This window comes from Novosphingobium sp. 1529, from assembly GCF_040544855.1.
GTDB lineage: Bacteria > Pseudomonadota > Alphaproteobacteria > Sphingomonadales > Sphingomonadaceae > Novosphingobium > Novosphingobium capsulatum.
The window spans coordinates 1076608-1096916 of sequence record NZ_JBEPKW010000001.1 but is presented as its reverse complement, the minus strand read 5'-3'; the positions used below and the strand labels follow the sequence as shown (position 1 = coordinate 1096916).

The 20309-nt window shown below is 67.6% G+C and carries 20 protein-coding genes; 13 read left to right on the top strand and 7 right to left on the bottom strand.

What is annotated here, in order from left to right:
- Positions 1 to 3: 3 nt before the first annotated feature.
- Positions 4 to 489 carry an NUDIX domain-containing protein gene (locus ABIC78_RS04975; protein WP_022676255.1) on the bottom strand — a complete coding sequence of 162 codons (486 nt, stop codon included), beginning with the start codon at positions 487 to 489 and terminating at the stop codon, positions 4 to 6.
- 122 nt (positions 490 to 611) lie between these two features.
- Here ABIC78_RS04975 and ABIC78_RS04970 point away from each other — a divergent pair, with 122 nt between their 5' ends.
- From ABIC78_RS04970 to ABIC78_RS04940, 7 genes are read left to right on the top strand one after another with little or no spacing between them, the layout of a single operon-like run.
- Positions 612 to 1427: a type II secretion system protein N gene (locus ABIC78_RS04970; protein WP_197279197.1), complete on the top strand. Its 816-nt coding sequence runs from the start codon at positions 612 to 614 to the stop codon at positions 1425 to 1427.
- Between the two features lie 26 nt (positions 1428 to 1453).
- Positions 1454 to 3622, top strand: coding sequence for a type II secretion system secretin GspD (gene gspD, locus ABIC78_RS04965; RefSeq protein ID WP_231627525.1), 2169 nt, complete (start codon positions 1454 to 1456; stop codon positions 3620 to 3622).
- A complete protein-coding gene (locus ABIC78_RS04960; protein ID WP_171794734.1) occupies positions 3622 to 5097 on the top strand; it encodes a GspE/PulE family protein in 1476 nt (491 codons plus the stop codon). Before gspD ends, ABIC78_RS04960 begins: the two co-directional genes overlap by 1 nt.
- On the top strand, positions 5094 to 6302 hold the full coding sequence (locus tag ABIC78_RS04955; RefSeq protein ID WP_171794733.1) for a type II secretion system F family protein: 1209 nt from the start codon (positions 5094 to 5096) through the stop codon (positions 6300 to 6302). Before ABIC78_RS04960 ends, ABIC78_RS04955 begins: the two co-directional genes overlap by 4 nt.
- A gap of 3 nt (positions 6303 to 6305) precedes the next feature.
- A complete protein-coding gene (gene gspG, locus ABIC78_RS04950; protein ID WP_171794732.1) occupies positions 6306 to 6764 on the top strand; it encodes a type II secretion system major pseudopilin GspG in 459 nt (152 codons plus the stop codon).
- Position 6765: 1 nt separating this feature from the next.
- Complete coding sequence (locus ABIC78_RS04945) at positions 6766 to 7848, top strand: hypothetical protein (protein ID WP_171794731.1); 1083 nt, start codon at positions 6766 to 6768, stop codon at positions 7846 to 7848.
- The gene (locus ABIC78_RS04940; RefSeq protein ID WP_171794730.1) at positions 7845 to 8303 is read left to right on the top strand and encodes a type II secretion system protein M; all 459 of its coding nucleotides are present in this window, start codon (positions 7845 to 7847) and stop codon (positions 8301 to 8303) included. Before ABIC78_RS04945 ends, ABIC78_RS04940 begins: the two co-directional genes overlap by 4 nt.
- On the opposite strand, the gene ABIC78_RS04935 is transcribed toward ABIC78_RS04940, so the two are convergent.
- The 6 genes from ABIC78_RS04935 to ABIC78_RS04910 form a co-directional block, all read right to left on the bottom strand.
- Entirely contained in the window at positions 8300 to 9154 is an 855-nt protein-coding gene (locus ABIC78_RS04935; RefSeq protein ID WP_171794729.1) for a lysophospholipid acyltransferase family protein, read from the bottom strand. The genes ABIC78_RS04940 and ABIC78_RS04935 overlap by 4 nt on opposite strands.
- Before the next feature lie 8 nt (positions 9155 to 9162).
- Positions 9163 to 9585 carry a Fur family transcriptional regulator gene (locus ABIC78_RS04930; protein WP_171794728.1) on the bottom strand — a complete coding sequence of 141 codons (423 nt, stop codon included), beginning with the start codon at positions 9583 to 9585 and terminating at the stop codon, positions 9163 to 9165.
- A gap of 234 nt (positions 9586 to 9819) precedes the next feature.
- The gene (locus tag ABIC78_RS04925) at positions 9820 to 10275 is read right to left on the bottom strand and encodes a Ros/MucR family transcriptional regulator (RefSeq protein ID WP_022674704.1); all 456 of its coding nucleotides are present in this window, start codon (positions 10273 to 10275) and stop codon (positions 9820 to 9822) included.
- 175 nt (positions 10276 to 10450) lie between these two features.
- Positions 10451 to 10915, bottom strand: a complete 465-nt coding sequence (locus tag ABIC78_RS04920; protein ID WP_245652601.1) for a GNAT family N-acetyltransferase — start codon at positions 10913 to 10915, stop codon at positions 10451 to 10453.
- A complete protein-coding gene (gene tsaB / locus ABIC78_RS04915; protein WP_054130681.1) occupies positions 10915 to 11586 on the bottom strand; it encodes a tRNA (adenosine(37)-N6)-threonylcarbamoyltransferase complex dimerization subunit type 1 TsaB in 672 nt (223 codons plus the stop codon). The genes ABIC78_RS04920 and tsaB overlap by 1 nt, the downstream gene beginning before the upstream one ends.
- Before the next feature lie 17 nt (positions 11587 to 11603).
- Positions 11604 to 12179: a NifU family protein gene (locus ABIC78_RS04910; protein ID WP_022677436.1), complete on the bottom strand. Its 576-nt coding sequence runs from the start codon at positions 12177 to 12179 to the stop codon at positions 11604 to 11606.
- A 115-nt stretch (positions 12180 to 12294) separates the two neighbouring features.
- On the opposite strand from ABIC78_RS04910, the gene ABIC78_RS04905 reads away from it, so the two are divergent.
- The 6 genes from ABIC78_RS04905 (at position 12295) to ABIC78_RS04880 (ending at position 20306) form a co-directional block, all read left to right on the top strand.
- On the top strand, positions 12295 to 12933 hold the full coding sequence (locus ABIC78_RS04905) for an FKBP-type peptidyl-prolyl cis-trans isomerase (RefSeq protein ID WP_171794727.1): 639 nt from the start codon (positions 12295 to 12297) through the stop codon (positions 12931 to 12933).
- An 82-nt stretch (positions 12934 to 13015) separates the two neighbouring features.
- Positions 13016 to 15919 carry a M16 family metallopeptidase gene (locus ABIC78_RS04900; protein ID WP_054130679.1) on the top strand — a complete coding sequence of 968 codons (2904 nt, stop codon included), beginning with the start codon at positions 13016 to 13018 and terminating at the stop codon, positions 15917 to 15919.
- A gap of 172 nt (positions 15920 to 16091) precedes the next feature.
- Complete coding sequence (locus ABIC78_RS04895; RefSeq protein ID WP_054130678.1) at positions 16092 to 17465, top strand: class II 3-deoxy-7-phosphoheptulonate synthase; 1374 nt, start codon at positions 16092 to 16094, stop codon at positions 17463 to 17465.
- A 221-nt stretch (positions 17466 to 17686) separates the two neighbouring features.
- Positions 17687 to 17986, top strand: coding sequence for a GIY-YIG nuclease family protein (locus tag ABIC78_RS04890; protein ID WP_054130903.1), 300 nt, complete (start codon positions 17687 to 17689; stop codon positions 17984 to 17986).
- 180 nt (positions 17987 to 18166) lie between these two features.
- Positions 18167 to 18454: a hypothetical protein gene (locus tag ABIC78_RS04885; RefSeq protein ID WP_022677432.1), complete on the top strand. Its 288-nt coding sequence runs from the start codon at positions 18167 to 18169 to the stop codon at positions 18452 to 18454.
- A 166-nt stretch (positions 18455 to 18620) separates the two neighbouring features.
- On the top strand, positions 18621 to 20306 hold the full coding sequence (locus ABIC78_RS04880) for a S10 family peptidase (RefSeq protein ID WP_054130677.1): 1686 nt from the start codon (positions 18621 to 18623) through the stop codon (positions 20304 to 20306).
- The last annotated feature ends 3 nt before the right edge of the window (positions 20307 to 20309 follow it).

The following is a 20309-nucleotide window of genomic DNA, read 5'->3' as shown; positions in this document are numbered from 1 at the left end:
CGCCTATTGCTGCTGCTGGCGCGCGTAATCCTGCCACAAGGCGATCATCTCGCGCGTGGCGGGGCTGGTGGTCTCGGGCAAAGCCGCGACGGGAAAGAATGCGGCGTCGAGCAGTTCGCGTCCATCGGCGCGCGGGCTGCCCAGCGCGGTTCCCGCCACCAGCGCGATCTGGTTGAGCCAGCCGCCGCGATCGCGCAGGTGATCGGTAAAATGCACCGCATCGTGCAGCGTGCAGCCGGTTTCCTCGGCCAGTTCGCGCGCGGCGGTTGCCACCGGGCTTTCCCCGCGCGCCAGGCCTCCGCCGGGCAGCATCCAGGCATGGCTGTGGTGATAGCTGTGCCGCACCAGCAGCACGCGGCCTTGCGCATCGCGCGCCACGACCATGCAGCCGGGCACCGGCACGCGGCGCCAGCGCCACCAGGCCACGCGCAGCCGATGGGCCAGCCGCAGCAGGGCGCGGTGCCAGGAAGATGGAAACCAGGCGGGCATGCCCTTGGCCTAGCGGCTAGAGCCACCGAAATCGAGCCTTTCGCGCATCCTGCGCGCGGGCCTGTGGCTTACCCTGGCTGCGGCAATGGGTGGGGCAGACAATGGGCAAGCAGGCGCAGGGCATGGCGGGATCGGCATCGTTGGCGGGGCAGGCCTTGTGGCGCTGGCCAGACTGGCGCTGGCGCATGGCCTCACCGCGCTTTGGCAAATCCCCGCTGGCCGCGCTCCTTGCCGAAGTAGCGCTCTTGGGCAGTGTGGCGGCGCTGCTTGCCATGCTCGGCTGGGTACTTTTGGCGCCGCTCGCGCCGGCGACAGTGGGCGATAGCGTGGGCCTGGTGGTGCTTGATGCCCCGGCACGCGCCGCGCTTTTTGCCCAATTCGATCCATTTGCGCGCGATGTGCCAGATGGCGGGGGCGCTGGCGGTGAGGGGGGCGCGGCGCTGCCGTTCACTCTGCTCGGCACGCGATCCACAGCCGATGGGCAGGGCGGCGGCGCGATTCTGGCCGACGCCGACGGGGTGCAGCGCGCGGTGCCGCAGGGGGCGGACATCGCGCCTGGCGTGCGGCTGGTGCAGGTGGCGTTCGATCATGTGGTGCTGCAGCGCGCCGGGGGCACGCTGGTGCTGCGCCTCGCCGCGCAGGATGGCCGACCGGCTGACAGCACCGGCGGCAAGCCACCGGCGCCCCGCTTCCGCCTTGCCGATGCCGAGCACGGCGCGCCAGGATTGATCGTGTCTGGCGCAGTGGGCGAGGCGCAGTTCCTGGGCCTTTTGCCGGGAGACCGGATCGTGGCGCTGCGTGGCAAGCCCGTGCGCGACGCGCGCGATGCCCGGCAGATCGAAGCCATGCTGGCGGCCGGTCAGGCCGTTGCGGTAACGGTGCACCGCGCCGGGCACGATCTGGCGCTCTCGCTTGGCCCGGCCGGCGGGGGACAATGATGGGGCGGCTTTTGAAGTGTGAGGGCTTGGCCAGGCTTGCCGCACTGGCGCTCGCGCTGGCTTGGCCGCTGGCAGCACAGGCGCAGTTTCGCCTCAACGTGCGCGAGGCGGATATGCGCGCCTTCATCGCCGATGCCGCCGAAGTGACTGGCCGCACGTTCATCGTCGACGCGCGGGTTGCCGGCAAAGTCAGCGTGGCGAGCGAGCGGACCTTGAGCGCCAGCGAATATTTCGAGGTGTTTTTGGCCACGCTGCGTGCCAACGGCCTCGTCGCCGTCCCCACCGGCAACGGCGCCTTTCGCATCCAGCCGGTGGAGGGCGCAGCCAGCCAGCCCACCGCCGCACCCGCCGGGCGCGGCATGGCGGCGCGCAACCAGATGGTCACCGAAATCGTGCGCCTGCGCGCTGCCGATGCGGTCCAGGCACTCGACACGCTGCGCCCGCTGGTCAGCAAGGATGGCGCGCTCACGGCCAACAAGGCGGCCAATTCGCTGGTCGTGGTCGATTATGCCGACAACCTCGCTCGCATTCGCGCCTTGGTACGCCAGATCGACCAGGACCGGGCCACCGTGCTGACGCTCGATCTGGCCCATGCCGGCGCGCGTGAGGTGGCAAGCGCCCTGGCCCAACTGGTGGCTGCGGGCGAAGGCGGGCGCAGCGCGGCGAGCGTCGTGGCCGTGGACAGCGCCAATGCCGTGGTGCTGCGCGGTGACCCCGCTACCCTGGCGCGGCTGGCCGATGTGGCGCGGCGGCTGGATGCGCGCGCCGGGCAGGGCGGGGCGATCCGCGTGATCTGGCTCGACCATGCCGATGCCGCGCTGCTCGTGCCCGTGCTCGAACGGCTGGTGGGCGGCAGCGGCGGAGAGGCCAGCGCCGGATCGGCCGCGCCGGTGTCGCTGGGCAATATGGGTAGCGCTGGGGCCAGCGCCGCTGCGGGCAGCGCCAGTGCGCCGGGCCAGGAGGCGAGCGTGCCGGCCAATCCCTCCGGCGGTACCACCGGCGGCCTGGGCAATGGCCCCATCCGCCTCGATGGCGGGCGCGGCACGGCGACGATCACCCGCTATCCCGGTGCCAATGCCGTGATCATTGCCGCCCCGGCCGATGAACAGCGCCGCCTGGCCGATCTGGTCCATGCCCTCGATCTGCCGCAGCAGCAGGTGCTGGTCGAGGCGATCATCGTCGAAGTGTCTGACGATGTGGCGCAAAAACTGGGTGTGCAACTGCTTGTCGGCGGCAAGGATGCGCCCTTTGCCGTCACCAGCTTTTCCAACGGCGCGGCCAATATCCTCGATCTAGCCGGCGGCCTCTATGCCGATCGGCTGGATCAGACGACCACGGTGATCAATGGCGCCACTGTCACCACCAGCACCTCTGGCGCCACGGCTGATCTCTTGCGCCAGAATGCCGCGCAGGCTGCGCTTGCCGCGCGCGGCGGCATTGCCGGCTGGGCGACCAGCCTGGGCGGATCGGGCTTTTTCGGCACCCTGATCGATGCCGTGCGGGCCGACAGCAAGTCCAACGTGCTGTCCACCCCGCATATCGTCACCAACAACAACGTCCCGGCCTCCATTCTGTTTGGCAAGGAAATCCCGGTGGCGACGGGAGAGGCGCTGTCCAATTCGCTGACCGGCGCATTCCGTACGATCCAGCGCCAGAACGTGGGGATAGAGCTGGACGTGACGCCGCAGATCAACGCCGGCAATGCCGTGCGGCTCGATCTGCGGCAGCAGGTCAGTTCGGTGGCGGGGCCGGTCTCGTCCACCAACAGCGAACTGGTGGTCAACAAGCGGGAGATCCGAACCACCGTCACTATTGGCGATGGCGAGATCATCGCGCTGGGCGGCCTGCTCGACGATGCCGAGCGGCGCACGCTGGAAAAGGTGCCGCTGCTGGGCGATGTGCCGCTGCTGGGCGAACTGTTCCGCTCTCGCAGCAAAAGCCATGTGAAAACCAACCTGATGGTGTTCATTCGCCCCACCATCCTGCGCGACGGGGCAGGCCGGACGGCGCTGACGGCGCGGCGTATGGATGCCGTGCGCGGCGCGCAGGTGGCCTATGCCCCGGGGCAGGAACCGTCGATCGATGAACTGGTCCGCGATTACCTGGGAACGGCACGGCCAGCAGCAAGCGGGGCCAGCGACACGGTGATCCGTCCGCCCGGTCCGGCGGTAGCCCAAACCGGGGTGCAGCCGTGATGCCGGTGGAGGACACCGCCACCTGGCGCCCCGATTACGCTGCGGCCCGCACCATGGGCCTGCTGGTGGAGGGGCGCGAGCCAGGCGGGCTGGCCGTGGTCTTGCGCGAAGGAGCCAGCGCGCTGACGCTGCTCGACGTGCGGCGGCTGGGCGGGCCGATCGCCAGCTGGCGCCGCGTGCCGCCCCCCGCGTTCGAGGCGCTGCTGGCGCAGGTCTATGCCGATGGTGCCATGGCCGCCGCCGATGCGCTGGCACGCGATGATACAGCACCCGCCGCGCTCGATCTGCCCAGCGCGGAAGATCTGTTGGGCAGCACCGATGATGCCCCGGTGATCCGCCTGATCAATGGCCTTTTGGCCGAAGGGCTGCGCCAGGGGGCGTCGGATATCCATCTGGAACCCTATGAGCAGGCGCTGGTCGTGCGCCTCCGCCGTGATGGGCAACTCGCCGAAATGCTGCGCCTGCCCGCGCATGTCGCGCCGCTTCTCGCCAGCCGCATCAAGGTCATGGCGCGGCTCGACATCGCCGAACGGCGCCTGCCGCAGGACGGGCGCATGGCGCTCGATCTCGCCGGTAGGCTGGTTGACGTGCGCGTGTCCACGCTGCCCTCGCGCGCGGGAGAGCGGGTCGTGCTGCGCCTGCTCGACAAGGCGCGCGCCGGCATCGATCTGGCGGCGCTCGGGCTGGATACGGCGGCCGATGCCGTGCTGCGCCGGGCGTTGACCCAGCCCAATGGCATCGTGCTGGTCACCGGGCCAACCGGTTCGGGCAAGACCACCACGCTCTATGCCGCGCTTGGCCTGCTGCGCGATGACGCGCGCAATATCCTCACGGTCGAAGACCCGGTGGAATATGCCGTCGATGGCGTGGGGCAAACCCAGGTCAATTCGCGCCTGGGCCTCACCTTCGCGGCCGGGTTGCGCGCGATCTTGCGGCAAGACCCTGACGTGGTGATGGTGGGCGAAATTCGCGACGCCGAAACCGCGCAGATTGCCGTGCAGGCTGCGCTGACCGGGCATCTCGTGCTGGCAACGGTGCATACCAACGATGCGGTTGGGGCGGTGACTCGCCTGCGCGACATGGGGGTGGAGCCGTTCCTGCTGGCGGCCACGCTGCGCGCCGTGCTGGCACAGCGGCTGGTGCGGAGGCTGTGCCCGCAGTGCCGGGTTTCGGTGCCCGTGCCGCCGCGCCTTGCCACGGCGCTGGGCCTGCCCGTGGATACCATGGTCAGCGATGCGCCGGGCTGCGCGGCTTGTGGCGACAGCGGGCATCAAGGCCGCGTCGGCGTGTTCGAGGCGCTGTGGGCCGATGATGGTCTGCGCCGGATGATCCACGATGACGCGGGCGAAGATGCGCTGCTGGCCCATGCCTTTGCTACCAGCCCGCGCCTGGCCGATGCTGCGCGCGCCTTGGTCGTGGCCGGCACGGTCGGCGCGGCAGAGGCGGCGCGCATTCTGCGGCAGGACCAGGGATGAGCCGCACGGCGTTCACCTATCGCGCGCTCGATCGCAAGGGGCGCGAGCGGCAGGGCCGCCTGGCCGCGCCCGATCCGGCGGCGGCGCGGCAGAACCTGGCGGCGCGCGGCTGGCATGTGCTGCGCGTCGATCCTGCACAACCGCGCGACGTGCGGCCGGTTGCCCGGCTGCGGCTGGGCCTGGCCCGGCGCGCGCTGCTCACTCGGCAACTGGCTGCGCTCGTGGCTGTCAGCCCGGTGGAAGAGGCGCTGCGCACCATGCTGCGCCAGGCCGGCGCCACGCGGGAAGGTGCGGTGATCGGCGCAGTCCACGCCGGAGTGTGCGAGGGGCTGGGCCTGGCCGAGGCGATGGGCCGCGCGCCGCGCGCGTTTCCGCCGGTCTATCGCGCGATGATCGGCGCGGGGGAAAGCGCTGGCCGCCTGCCGCAGATCGCCACGCGCCTGGCCGATCTGGCCGAGCGGCAGGCGCAGGTGCGCGCGCGCCTGGCGGGTGCGCTGGCCTATCCCCTGGCGTTGGCAGCGGTGGCCGTGGCGGTGGTTACCGGCCTGATGGTAGCCGTGGTGCCGCGCGTGGTGGAGCAGTTCGACGCGGCCAGCCGGCAACTGCCATGGCTGACGCGCGCGGTCATCGCGGTGTCGGGCTTTCTTGCCACCTGGGGCTGGGCCATGCTGCTGGCGATCGTGCTGGGCGGGCTGGCGTTTGTCCGCGCGCTGGCATGGCTGCCGTTTCGCGCGCGGGTGGATCATGCGCTGTTGCGCCTGCCCGTGCTCGGGCCGCTGTGGCGCGATGCTCAGGCCGCTGCCTTGGCGCGCACGCTGGCGACGATGATCGCGGCGCGCCTGCCGCTGCTCGAAGGCTTGCGCCTGTCTGCGCGTACGGCGGCCAATCACAGCCACGCCCGTGCCCTGGCACAGGTGGCGCAAGGCGTGCGCGAGGGCGGCTCGCTCGCCGCAGGGCTCAGCCAGGCCGGGCTGTTTCCGCCGCTGCTCATAGCCATGGCCGCTAGTGGCGAGGCATCGGGCCAGCTTGGCCCCCTGCTGGAAAGCGCGGCCGAAGCGCTGGATCGCGCGTTCGAGGCCACGGCGGCCACCGCGCTCGCTCTGCTGGAGCCAGCGATCATTGTGGTGATGGGCGCGATCGTGGCGCTGATCATCCTCGCGATCCTGCTGCCGATCCTGCAATTGCAAACCCTTGTTGGAAATTGACCCATGGCTGTCGTGCATGCCCGTTCCCGTCGCCCCGCGCCCAACGGGTTCAGCCTGGTGGAACTGATGGTGGTGATCTTCATCCTTGGCCTGCTGACCACGGTGGTGCTGATCAACGTGATGCCCAGCCAGGATCGCGCCATGGCGGTGAAGGCGCAAAGCGATATCGCCACGCTGGAGCAGGCGCTGGAAATGTTCCGGCTGGACCAGGGCAGCTATCCCAGCCAGGCGCAAGGGCTGGCTGCGCTGCGTGAGGCGCCGCCCGATCTCGCCGTGCCGGAAACCTGGCGCAAGGGGGGCTATATCCAGCGCTTGCCCAAAGACCCCTGGGGCCGGCCCTATCTCTATCGTGTGCCTGGCCGCGATGGCGCGCCGTTTGTGCTGATGTCGCTGGGTGCCGATGGCCAGCCGGGCGGCAGTGGCGCCAATGCCGATATCATGGCGCAGGGGCAGGGCGGCTGACATGCCCGATCAAGGCCTGATCCTGTTGCTGGCCGAAACCGGCGGGCCGCCGGTTGCCGCATGGTGCGTGGCCGATGGGCGCATCGACGCTCTGTCGCCTGGGCAAGACCTGGCCGGCTGGCGCGGCCGCATCACCGCGCTGGTGCCCGCCGCGCAGGCACCCGTGCTGGCCCTTGGGGCGCAGGAAACCGCCACCGCCGACCAGGCCTTGGCCGTGGCGCGGCTGGCAGCGCAGGATCATGCCCTGGCGCCCGGCAGCACGGCGGTTGCGGGCCGGGACGATGGGCAGGTCGTGGCCACGCTGGTTGCGCAGCAGATCCTGGCCGCCTGGCAGGCGCAGGTTGTAGCGTTGACTGGCCGCGATGCCGATGCATTGCTGCCAGCCGGATTGCTGCTGCCGCCGCCGCCAGCGGGCACGGTCCACCGCGCCAGCCTGGGGCGCGGAATGGTGCTGGCGCGCACCGACCAGGCGGCCTTTGTTGCCGAAGCGCCGCTGTGGCAGGCGCTCGTGCCCGATGGCGCCCGGGTGGTGGATTGGGCAGAGCGAGACCTCGGCCCGCGCTTGCTGCAGGCACATGCAGCGCCCTGGCTCGACATGCAGGGTGGCGCGGCGGGGCAGGCCGCCTGGCCAGTGCGCCGGCTGGCGCGCCTGGCAGTGCTCGTCAGCGTGCTGGCGCTGGCGGTGCCCGTGGCGCAGATCGTGCGCTGGCGCGTGGATGCGGCGCGGATCGCGGCGGCCAGCGTGGCACAAGTGCGCGCGCGCTTTCCCGCCGTCACCGATCTGGCCAGCGCAGAACAGGCGGTCAATGCGGCGCGCCTGCGGGCGCAGGCCGGCGCCGATGGCTGGGCGCCGCCCACTGCTGCGTTGTGGCAGGCGCTGCGGGCAGCGCCGGGAGTGCGCCTCGCCGGCCTGCAGCACACGGCGCAGGGTAGCTTGCGGTTCACCCTCGCGGCGCGGGAGACCGCGCCGGTCGATGCGGTGCTGCTGGCCTTGCAGCGCGATGGCTGGCGCTTGGCCCAGCCACCGGCGCCGGTACGCGATGGCGCAGGCATTGTCGCCACTATCACGATGCGGGCACCATGATGGCGCGGGTGCAGGCGTGGCTCGCCACACTGACCGCGCGTGAACGCGGCATGGTCAGCCTGGCGGTTGGCCTGGCCATGGCTCTCGCCCTGGCGCAGGGCGTGCTGGTACCACTGGCCCAAGCCTGGCAGGCGGCCCGCGCGCAGCATCAGGCAGCCGCGCAACGCAGCGCGCACCTGCTGCGCCGGCTTGCCGATCTGGACGACAGCGCGGGCGCGCCAACCAAGATCGATCCTGGCCGCCTGGTGGCATTGGCGGGCCAGGGTGGGGTCAGACTCGCCCCGGCAGAGGCGCAGGGGGCATCGGTGCGGCTGGTTGGCCAGGGATCGAGCGGTGCGGTGCTCGCCTGGCTGGAATCCCTGCGCCAGCAGCGCCTGATCGTGCAGCAGGTCACGCTTGGGCCATTGCCCGAAGGCGGCGTGAGCGTGGACGTACGGGTGATAGTAGCGCCCTAGGCGGCGCGGTCTTCCTTGCTGCGGGTATAGCCCACTTGCGGCACGTCGAGGTGGAAGGGGCGCAGCGGCTTGCCGAGGTTGCGTTCCATCGCCGGCACGATGCGGTTGCGGGCCTGCGCGGCGATGGCCTTGCGGCCAGGGCAATCGCGCGGGTCGAACGGATCGAGGAAGTGGATGTCGAGCCGGAAAGAACCGCGCCGCGCCAGGATGCGCAAGGCATTGGCGATGCCGCCCTCGGTGCCGATCCAGCCGATCCATTCCGCCACGGGGCCGTAATCGAGCACGACCGGCTGCACCAGCACGCCCGGTGGCGGCGGCTCCAGCACGCGCAGCATCGATGTCTTGAACGGCAGCAACGACTGACCGTCGGTGGTGGTGCCTTCGGGAAAGACGGTGATGGCCCAGTTGTCGGCCAATGCCTCGCGCAGGCGGTTGATCTGGTCGGCCACGCCCAGCCGATCTTCGCGGCTGACGAAGACCGTGCGGTTGAGCCGGGACAGCCAGCCCACCACCGGCGCCTGGCCGATTTCAGACTTGGACACAAAGGCCGTGCCGCTGGCGCCGCCAAGGGCCAGAATATCCACCCACGACAAGTGGTTGCTGATGTAGAACACGTCGCGACGCAGCGGCGTGCCGTGAACCCGCACGCGCGCGCCACACAGGCGCGCCGCCAGGTAAAGGAACACGCGCGGCAGCGGCGAGCCATAGTGCACCGTGCGCCACACATAGTGCAGCGGCACGCAGATCAGCAGGGCGAGCAGAATGCCCACCGCGCGCCAGAACACGCGAAACTTGCCCAGCAGGCTGATCGGGGCATCGCGCTCGGGGCCGACGCTGCGCTGGCGGACCATGGTGGTGCTCAGCTTTCCCGGCCGAGCTTGACGCCGTAGAGTTCCATGCGGTGATCGACCAGGCGATAGCCCAGCTTTTCCGCAATCTGGCGCTGCAACTGTTCGAGTTCGGGATCGACGAATTCGATCACCCGGCCCGTTTCCACGTCGATCAGATGGTCGTGGTGCGCCTCGGGCGTGGCTTCATAGCGGGCGCGGCCATCGCCGAAATCGTGGCGATCGAGAATGCCGGCCTCTTCGAACAGGCGCACGGTGCGATAGACCGTGGCAATCGAGATGCGCGGATCGCGCGCCGCGGCGCGTTCGTGCAGCTTTTCCACGTCCGGGTGGTCGGTACTTTCCGACAGCACTTGCGCAATCACGCGGCGCTGGTCGGTAATACGCAGGCCGCGTTCGGCGCAAAGGGCTTCGAGATCGATCACTCGGTGCACGCTGTTCTCGTCATTCTGGAAAGGTCAGTGCCCAATATAGGCGAATTGGCGTGGCTTGTTAACCGGCCAGACGCGGCGAAACCACAGGGAGGCTACGGCGCTGTGGATGACCGGGCCAAGGCCCACGGCATCACGCCGATCGGGCATGCAAAGGCCCGGCAAGCATAGCGCCTGCCGGGCCGAATATGCAGGTGCGGCGCGCCGGGATTGCTCCCTATGCGCCAGCGCGCCTGATCAGGCCGATGCGGCAGCCTTGCCGCGACCGCGCTTGGCGGGGGCAGCGGCGGGCTTGCGGCCCAGGCCAATCTTCTTGGCCAGTTCACGGCGCTTTTCGGCATAGGCCGGGGCGACCATTGGATAGTCGGCCGGCAGGTTCCAGCGTGCGCGATACTGTTCGGGCGTCATGTTGTAGCGGGTGGCAAGATGGCGCTTGAGCATCTTGAGCTTCTTGCCGTCTTCCAGGCAAACGATGTGGTCATTCTTGACCGAAGCGCGGATCGATACTGCCGGTTCGGGCGCGGGTTCAGCGACCGGTTCAGACGGCTTGAGCCCGGCGAGCGCCGAATAGACATTGGAAATGAGCACCGGAAGGTCACCCACCGCAACGCTGTTGTTGCTCACGTGGGCGGCCACGATGTCCGACGTCAGCGTGATCAGGGTTTCACGCATATCGTTTTCGATATCACTCATTGCGATCCGGCTTTCGTTCTATGTTGCTGTGCGACACGTTTTTAGACGACATCCCGCTTTGTCGGGAGCGTCGGTTGTCTATACGCTTTTATATTCGATAAACAACCGCGGGAAGATGCGGTATTCGATAAAATGACCGAAATTTCATAAACAGCTGATTTGCCGAAATTTCAAATCACAGTTTAAGTTCCTGGCTAATTGCCGCAATCCTTTCGCCAGTGGTGCTGCGATAGTAACCGGGCCTAATTCCAATGGGTTGGAATCCGTGTTTGCGGTAGAGGTTCCCGGCAGGATTGCCTTCGCGCATCTCCAGAAACAACCGCGCCATGCCCAAACTGCGCGCCTGGGCGATGAATCGTGCCAGCAGCGAGTCGCCCAGACCCTGCCGCCGATATTGCGGTGCAACAGCGAAGAGCAGCAGTTCTTCTTCGTCGAATATACTGCGCGACAAGAAGAATCCGGCAGTCGAGGCGAGGTCTTGGGGATGCTCGCCGCCATCGGCACCGATCAGGCCATAGCGGGTGCGCCCGATCAGCAGCGCGTCGCCCACCTGGCGGCGGTTCCAGGCTTCGCCATAGTCGGGCGGAAAGGCCGTGGTCATCACGGCCATGATGCGGTCGAGATCCTCGATCTGCTCCATCACGCCGGCAAGGCGCCGCCTGGCAACCGGGCGTCCGGCGCGCGGCCATAGGCAGGCGCGGCGCCATCGGTAAGGGCTGATGAATCGAGCAGATGGGCGCTGCGGGCATCGGGCCACAGCGGGCAGACCTGCACGGGGGCGTGCCCATCTGGCCGCGCGGCGGCGCAGGCAGCGGCCTGGCTGCCGGCCACCAGCGGCGCGGTCAGTCGCGCCAGCGCCAGGTCGGGTGACAGCGAGGCAAGCGGCGCGGTGGGCCGGCCGGCCGCATCGAACGGGCGGAAGAACCATTCCCCGTGGCCGCCGGTCATCACCACGTCGACCGGTTGCGGCGCCGGCCCGCCCTGCTGCGCGCGCGCCATGGCTGCCACCAGTTCCAGGCTCTGATAGCCCAGCACATGGGCATTCCAGGCAAGCGCCAGGGCACGCGCCGCGGCCAGCCCCACGCGAATGCCGGTAAAGCTACCTGGCCCGCTGTCGACCAGGATCGTGGCGGCGCGCCCCTTGTCGGGCAGCGCGGCAATCATCGGCACCAGCCGTTCGGCATGGCCACGGCCGAGCATCAGGCATTCGCCCGCGATCAGCGCGTCGTCTTCGTAGAGGGCGACCGAACAGCTTTCCGTGGCGCTATCGATCACCAGGCGGCGGCGGGAAAAAGGGGCAGCCTGGGGCACGACGAGTCCCGTTCCGATCAGGCCGCGCGCACTTCGGTCACTTCGGGCACATAGTGCTTGAGCAGGCTTTCGATGCCGTGCTTGAGCGTGGCGGTCGACGAAGGACAGCCCGAGCAGGCGCCCTGCATCTTGAGATAGACCACGCCTTCGCGAAAGCCCCTGTAGATAATGTCGCCGCCATCGTTGGCCACGGCTGGGCGCACGCGGGTTTCGATCAGGTCCTTGATCTGGTCGACGATATCGGCGTCGGCCGGATCATCGCCGAAATCCTCGTCCTCGTCGGGCACCATGATCCCTGCCGCGCTGCCGGCGGCAAACAGCGGCGCCTGCGACACGAAATGATCGAGCAGGATTGCCAGCACCTGCGGCTTGGCATCGGCCCATTGCGCGCCCGGCGCAATCGTCACTGCGACGAATTCCTGGCCGAACAGAACTTCGGTTACATCGCCCAGCGAAAACAGCGCCTGCGCCAGCGGCGAGACCTCTGCCTCTTCGGGCGAGGTGAACGACCGCGTGCCGCTGGTCATGACTCGTTCGCCCGGCAGGAACTTGAGCGTGGCCGGATTCGGCGTGGTTTCGGTTTCGATGAACATGATTGTTGCATTTAGGACTGGGGGGGCAGGGGTCAAGGGGCGAGAAGGGCTGGCTGGCCAGCGTGGGCCATGTATTTCGCTGGAATGGGCCTGCCTGGCTGCTATGAACCGGGCCATGATGACTGCTCCTTCGCGCGCTGCGCGCTTCGCCACGCTTGTTTCGTCTGCCGTGCTCGCCGCCTCGGCCCTCGCTGCACCGGTTGCCGCTGCCCCGGTCAAGCGGGCGGCGGCACCGGCTGCTCGCCCGGCTGCAGCCGCGCTGTCCACCGCCATCCTGCCGGTGCCGCTGATGCCGGTGGTGCCCGCTGGCCAGCGCCAGTGCAGCGCCAAGACCGCTTCGGGCCTGGGCACGCTGACGCTCAAGCCGTCGGCCGATGCCGCCCATCCGGCCAAGGGCGATTATGTGCTGGTCAACTATATCGGCTATCTTGCCGCCGATGGCCGCGTGTTCGACCAGAACACCGCCGCTGCCTTTCCGGTCGAAGGGGTGATCCCCGGCTTTTCCGAAGGCCTGCAGCTGATGGCCAAGGGCAGCACCTGGCGGTTCTGCGTGCCGGCCACGCTGGGCTATGGCGCGCAAGGCGCGGGCGAGACCATCCCGGCCAATGCCGATCTCGTATTCCAGGTGGAGCTGGTCGATTACAAGACCGCCGCCGACGTCGAAAAGATGCGCGCGGCTGCCGCCGCTGCAGGCCAGCCGGGCGCCGATGGGCAGCCTGCCACGCCGGCCCCCGCCACCACGCCCAAGCCGTAATGGCGTAATTAAGCGATATGAACGTGGTGAAGGGCCGGTCTATTCACTGGCCCTTCACAAACCCCCTCCCTATAGATGGGAAATGCGATCGAACACCTGGCGCTCGCGGCGCTTCGCTTTTCTCGTTCTTTCCCTGCTCGCCACCACGGCGCCCGCCGGCATTCCGGCAGCGGCGCAGGCCAGAGCCGCCCCGGCGGCGACGGCCGTGGACAACACGGCGCAGAACTGGCTCTACGTCGGCAGCGACGTGCCGCAGGACAAGGAATGGATCTTTGGCCGCCTGCCCAATGGCTTGCGCTATGCCGTGCGCCACAATGGCGTGCCGCCCGATCAGGTTTCGGTGCGCGTGCTGGTCGATGCCGGATCGTTTTATGAAACCGATGCCCAGCAGGGCTTTGCCCACCTGATCGAACACCTCACGTTCCGCGATTCCAAGTATCTCAAGTCGGGTGAGGCGATCCCCACCTGGCAGCGCCTGGGCGCCACGTTCGGCAGCGATACCAATGCCGAAACCAGCGGCACCCAAACCGTTTACAAGCTCGACCTGCCCGATGCCACGCCGGCCAAGCTGGATGAAACCTTCAAGCTGCTGTCGGGCATGATCGCCGCACCGATCTTCACGCCGCAGGGGGTGAAAACCGAGGTGCCGATCGTGCTGGCGGAAATGCGCGAGCGTTCCGGTCCGCAGACCCGCGTGATGGACGCCACGCGCGAGTTGTTCTTTGCCGGCCAGCCGGCCGCCACGCGCTCGCCGATCGGCAAGGTCGAAACGCTGCAGGCGGCCACGCCCGAGAGCATCAAGGCCTTCCACGACAAGTGGTATCGCCCCGACAACACGATTATCGTGGTGGCCGGTGATGCCGATCCCCAGGCGATGCTGGCGCAGATCACCAAGTGGTTCGGCCCGTGGACCGGCAATGGCCCCAAGCCCGCACCGGTCGATTTCGGCAAGCCGGTGGCGCCCAAGGGGGCCAATCCCGCCAATCCCGTCGATGGTGCCCGCGTGCTGGTCGAACCCAGCGTGCCGATGCAGTTCAACTATGCCGTGGTGCGGCCGTGGAAGCGCCATGCCGATACCATCGCCTATAACCAGGGGCTGATGATCGACCGCTTGGCCATGGCGCTGATCAACCGCCGCCTGGCCGTCCGCGCGCGCGCCGGTGGCAGTTTCCTGTCGGCCTCGATCGATCAGCAGAACTATGCCCGTTCGGCCGATACCACGCTGGTTTCGGTCACGCCGCTGGGTGATGACTGGAAGGCCGCCGTGGCCGATGTGCGTTCGGTGATCGACGATGCGCTGGCCTCGCCGCCCTCGCAGGCCGATATCGATCGCGAGGTGGCCGAGTTCGACCTGTCGTTCAAGGTGCCGGTGGAAACCCAGCGTACCCAGGCCGGATCGGACCTGGCCGACGATATCACCCAGGCGGTCGATATCCGCGAGACGGTGGCCAACCCCGAGACGGTCTATACCATCTTCAAGAAGTCAGTGCCGCTGTTCACCCCGCAGGCCGTGCTGGCGCATACCCGCGCGCTGTTCAAGGGCACGGTCGTGCGCGGCATGCTGACCACGCCGCGCGATATCGGCGCGACGGCGGCCGATGTGCGCGCCGCGCTGATTGCCAAGCCGGTGCCAACCGGCAGTGTCCGCCTGCCGACCGACAAGCTGACCTTTGCCCAGTTGCCGCCGATCGGCACGCCGGGCACCGTCGCCCAGGCGCAGCCCACCGGCGTGCTCGGGATCGAGCGGCTGACCCTGTCGAACGGGGTCAAGGCGCTGCTCTGGGCCAATGATGCCGAACCGGGGCGGATCATCATCCGCATCCGCTTTGGCGGTGGCCTGGCCGCGATCGCGCCCAAGGATGCGGTCTATGCTTCACTTGGTGACATGGCGCTGATGGAAACCGGCTTTGGCAAGGTGGACCGCAACGCGCTGGACGAGCTGGCCACGGGCCGCAAGTTCAACCTCAACTTCAAGCTCGACGATACCGTGTTCGAGTTTTCGGCCGATACCCGCCCGTCCGATCTCAAGGACCAGCTCTACCTCTTCGCCGCCAAGCTGGCCGCGCCGCGCTGGGATACCAACCCGATCCTGCGCGCGGTGGCAGCGGCCAAGCTGCAATATGCCGCCAGTGGCTCTTCGCCCCAGGCAGTGTTGCAGCGGGACATGGGCTGGCTGCTCAAGGACAAGGACCCGCGCTACAAGGTGCCCGATCCGGCCGCGCTCGACACTGTGACGCCTGCCGATTTCCGCCGCGTGTGGGAACCCCTGCTGGCGCAGGGCCCGATCGAGGTGGACATGTTCGGCGATTTCACGCGGCAGCAGGCGCTCGATGCGCTCAACGCCACGTTCGGTGCGCTGCCGGCCCGCACTGCGGCCAACCCGCCGCCGCTCGATCCGCATTTGCCCGCGCACAATGAAACCCCGGTGGTGCTGACCCACACGGGCGATCCGAATACGGCAGCAGCCATGGTGGCCTGGCCCACCGGCGGCGGGCGCACCGGCGTGCACGAATCGCGCCAGCTCGAAATCCTGGCGCAGATCGTCAACAACCGCCTGTTCGACGAGATGCGCGAAAAGATCGGCGCGTCCTATGCCCCGCAGGTTGAATCGGTCTGGCCGATGGATCTGCCCTCGGGCGGTTATCTCGGCGCGACAGTGCAACTGCGGCCGCAGGATCTCCCCGCGTTCTTTACCGCGACGGACAAGATCGCCGCCGATCTGGTGGCCGCGCCGCCCACGCCCGATGAAATCGAGCGCGTGACCGAGCCGCTCAAGCAGCTGATCACCCGCGCCAGCACCGGCAACGCCTTCTATATGTCGCTGCTGGAAGGCGGAGCGCAGGAGCCGGGCAAGTTCGACGATATCCGCTCGATCCTGGTCGATTACAGCAAGACCACGCCCCAGGCGATGCAGGCGCTCGCCGCCCGCTATCTCCAGCACGATCGCTCGTGGCGCGTCGAAGTGGTCCCCGAAGCTAAGAAATAACGTGCAGGATCCTCCCTCCGCAAAGCGGGGGGAGGTGGCGGCCGCAGGCCGCCGGAGGGGGTGTTTTTCTTCCCCCCACGCAACAAAATGTCGATCACACTATGCGAAAGGCTTTCTTTGCAATCCTGCGCGCGTGCGCCTATGTCCGCCGGTCTTGAAAGGAATGAGGACAGTGGCACAGAACTGGAATGCAAAGAGCTGGCGGGATCAAGAGGCGCGGCATCTGCCGGTCTATCCCGACGCGGACAAGCTGAACGCGGTGGAAGGCACCCTTGGCAGCTTTCCGCCGCTGGTCTTTGCCGGCGAGGCACGCGCGCTCAAGGCCGATCTGGCCCAGGTGGCGGCGGGCAAGGGTTTTCTGCTCCAGGGCGGGGACTGCGCCGAAAGCTTTGCCGAATTTCATCCCAACAACATCCGCGACACGTTCCGGGTGCTGTTGCAGATGGCCGTGGTCCTCACCTTTGCCAGCAAGCAGCCGGTGGTGAAGGTTGGCCGCATGGCCGGCCAGTTCGCCAAGCCGCGCTCGTCGCCGGTGGAACGCCAGGGTGATGTGGAACTGCCCAGCTATCTGGGTGACAACATCAACGGCATCGATTTCACGCCCGAACAGCGTATCCCCGATCCCGACCGCATGCTGCGCGCCTATAGCCAGGCGGCCGCAACGCTCAACCTGCTGCGCGCCTTTGCCGGCGGCGGCTATGCCAACCTGCGCCAGGTGCACGGCTGGACGCTCGACCATATCGCCAAGAGCCCCTGGGCCACCAAGTTTGGCGAAATGGCCGACAAGATCGGCGAAGCGCTGGACTTCATGGAAGCGTGCGGCGTCAACCCGTCGAACGTCCCGCAGCTGCAGGGCACCAGCTTCTATACCAGCCACGAAGCGCTGCTGCTGCAGTATGAAGAGGCGATGACGCGGCAGGATTCGCTGACCGGTGACTGGTACGATACCAGCGCGCACATGCTGTGGATCGGCGATCGCACCCGCTTCGAAGGTTCGGCCCATGTCGAATTCCTGCGCGGCGTGGGCAATCCGATCGGCATGAAGTGCGGCCCCAGCCTGACGCCCGACGCGCTGCTGCGCATGCTCGACACGCTCAACCCCGCGCGCGAAGCCGGCCGTATCACCCTGATCAGCCGCTATGGCCACGACAAGGTGGAAGCCGGCCTGCCCGCGCTGGTGCGCGCGGTGAAGCGCGAAGGGCACCCGGTGGTGTGGAGCTGCGACCCGATGCACGGCAACGTGATCAAGGCCGACAACGGCTACAAGACGCGGCCGTTCGACCGTATCCTGGCCGAAGTGAAGGGCTTCTTCGCCGTGCACCGCGCGGAAGGCACGCATGCGGGCGGCATCCATATCGAGATGACCGGCCGCGACGTGACCGAATGCACCGGCGGCGCCGTGGCGATCACCCAGGAAAGCCTGGCGGACCGCTACCACACCCACTGCGACCCGCGCCTCAACGCCGCGCAGTCGATCGAACTGGCGTTCCTCCTGGCCGAAATGCTCAACTTGGAACACGCCGACAAGAAAGCCGAAGCGGCCTGAGACTAGCAAAAAGCCCCCTCCTCTTCAGAGGAGGGGGTTGGGGGTGGTGCAAAGCCGCGCGCTAAATCCCGAACAAGCGGGACCCCGGATCAAGTCCGGGGTGACGAACCATGTAACGTCAGTTTAACGTCACCCCGGACTTGATCCGGGGTCCGGCTTTCCTTCGAAATCGGCCGCAACGTGCGTTGACGCTCCGCATGTGTCTGCGCGACGATCCGCCCATGGATCGCGAAACCTATGGCGGCTGGGTCTATATGATGGCCGATCGCTATCGCGGCACGCTCTACATTGGCGTGACAGCGGACCTCGCAAAACGGATCGATCAGCATCGCAAGGGCGCCGGATCAGACTTCTGCGCGCGCTACGGTTTGCATCGGCTGGTTTGGGCCGAGCGCGGAGAGCCGATCGACGCCTGCATCGCCCATGAAAAGCGGTTGAAGCGCTGGCGCCGGGACTGGAAGTTTGCGCTGGTTGAAACGGCCAATCCAGGGTGGGACGATCTGTTTCGGTTTCTGGTGTGACTGTTTCCCAAGGAAAAGCGGGACCCCGGGTCAAGCCCGGGGTGACGTTGTAAATTGATGCTATCGCGTTCGTCACCCCGGACTTGATCCGGGGTCCCGCTTGCTGATGAGCACACATTTCCGGGCACAACCGCACGTCGCCACTTCCCCCCGCGCACGCCATCGCGCACAGTGGCGGGCATGAGCCAGCCCAACGCCCAAAAGCCCATGGACCCGCTTGCCCAACGCGCGCTGTTTGCCAGGGCGGTGGACCTGCTCGGCGGGATCAAGGCCGCTGGCCAGGCGATCGGGGAAAGCGAACTGGGCATGGCCGCGCTGCTTTCGGGCGCGGAGCCATTGCATCCGCGCGTGCTGGAGCGGGCGAGCAAGGCCTTGATCGCCCATGCGGACGCCTGCCGCGCGATGGAGCGGCGCATTTCGCCGGCCTTTACTGCCAACCTGACCAACGCGCAGATCGGCAGGGGCTGAAACCCACCGCAGTCTGCGCCCAAGGCGGCCTGGCGGATATAGTATAACGCTGATCGGCGCGGGTTGGTCGTTCGTCGAACGGTTGGGAACCTTTGCTTGACACCATCGCGCCCGCGCGCGTTCGATGCGGCCGCCAAACCGGTTTCGCCTGTAAAGGAATTCACCCTTGCGCTCCGCCCTGTCGCTTGCCGCTGCCGTATCCCTGCTTGCTCTTAACCCCGCGCTGGCCCTGGCCAAGCCTGATGACGCCGCCAAGGCGGACAAGGCTGACAAGGACGCCAGGTCTGATGCGGCGCGCAACGATCCCGATGGCGTGCCCGATCCCGATAACGCCACCACCACGCGCTTCTTCAAGCCGCGCAAGGTGCTCTCGTCCGGCATGGTGACCGTGGGCGGTCAGAAGATCGACTACACCGCCGAAGCGGGCACCGTGGTGGTGCACCAGGCCGATTGGGACGATACCGATTGGCGCGAGACCGCCGCAGCCGGCAAGACCAAGGACGATGCCAAGGACGCGCCGGCCGAAGCCTCGATGTTCTACACCGCCTATTTCAAGAAGGGCGCGCCCTCGGCCGATCGGCCGATCACGTTCCTGTTCAATGGCGGCCCCGGTTCGGCCACGGTCTGGCTGCACATGGGCGCATTCGGCCCGCGCCGGGTGATCACTGCCAACGACAGCCACACTCCGCCCGCGCCTTATAACCTGGTGGACAACGCCTATAGCCTGCTCGACGCATCGGACCTGGTGTTCATCGATGCACCGGGCGCTGGCTGGTCGCGCATTGCCGGCAAGAACAAGGAAAAGGCGTTCTGGGGCGTGGACCAGGATGTCCATGCCTTCCGCGAATTCATCAAGGCGTTCCTGTCTGACCATGGCCGCTGGAATTCGCCCAAGTTCCTGCTGGGCGAAAGCTATGGCACGCCACGCGCCTCGGCCCTGGTCAACGCGCTGCAATCAGACGATTCGGTCGATTTCAACGGGGTTGTCCTGCTTTCGGCGATCCTCAACTTCGATCTTTCGGCTGATGGCCCGGAACACAACCCGGGCGTGGACAGCGCCTATGTGGTGAGCCTGCCCACCGTGGCGGCGACGGCGTGGTATCATAACCGCCTGCCCGGCACGCGCCCGGCCGACCTGGAAACCTTCCTGCGCGAGGTGGAGCACTTTGCCACCACCGACTATGCCATGGCCCTGATGCAGGGCAGCACACTGCCCGATGCCCAGCGCCAGGACATGGCCAAGCGCCTGGCTGGCTATACCGGCATTCCGGCCGAATACTGGCTGCGCTCCAACCTGCGGCTCAACGTGGGCCAGGTGATGCAGCACTTGCAGGAAGAGCAGGGCCTGACGACCGGCCGCCTCGATTCGCGCTTTTCGGGCCCGACGCTCGATCCCACGGCCAAGGAAGCCGGCTATGACCCGCAGAGCGCGGCGATCAGCTCGGCCTATATCTCGGCGTTCAACGCCTATGCGCGGGACAGCCTGCACTATGCCACGCAGGCGACCTACAAGCCGTTTGCCGGGCTGACCGAATGGGACATGACCCACCGCCTGCCCGATGGCAGCCGGTCGGAAAGCGGCCCGCTCAACGTGATGCCAGACCTGGCCAACGCGATGAAGCAGAACCCGCAGCTCAAGGTGCTGCTGGCCGGCGGCTATTACGATCTCGCCACGCCCTATTTCGAAGGGCTGTTCGAAACACGCCACCTGCCCATGCCGCAATCGCTGCAGGGCAACATCAGCTTTGCCTATTACCCGTCGGGCCACATGGTCTATGCCAACGAAGCCTCGCTCAAGGGCTTCCACGATGCCACGGCGGCCTTCATCGCCCGCAACAGCGGCAAGCACTGATCC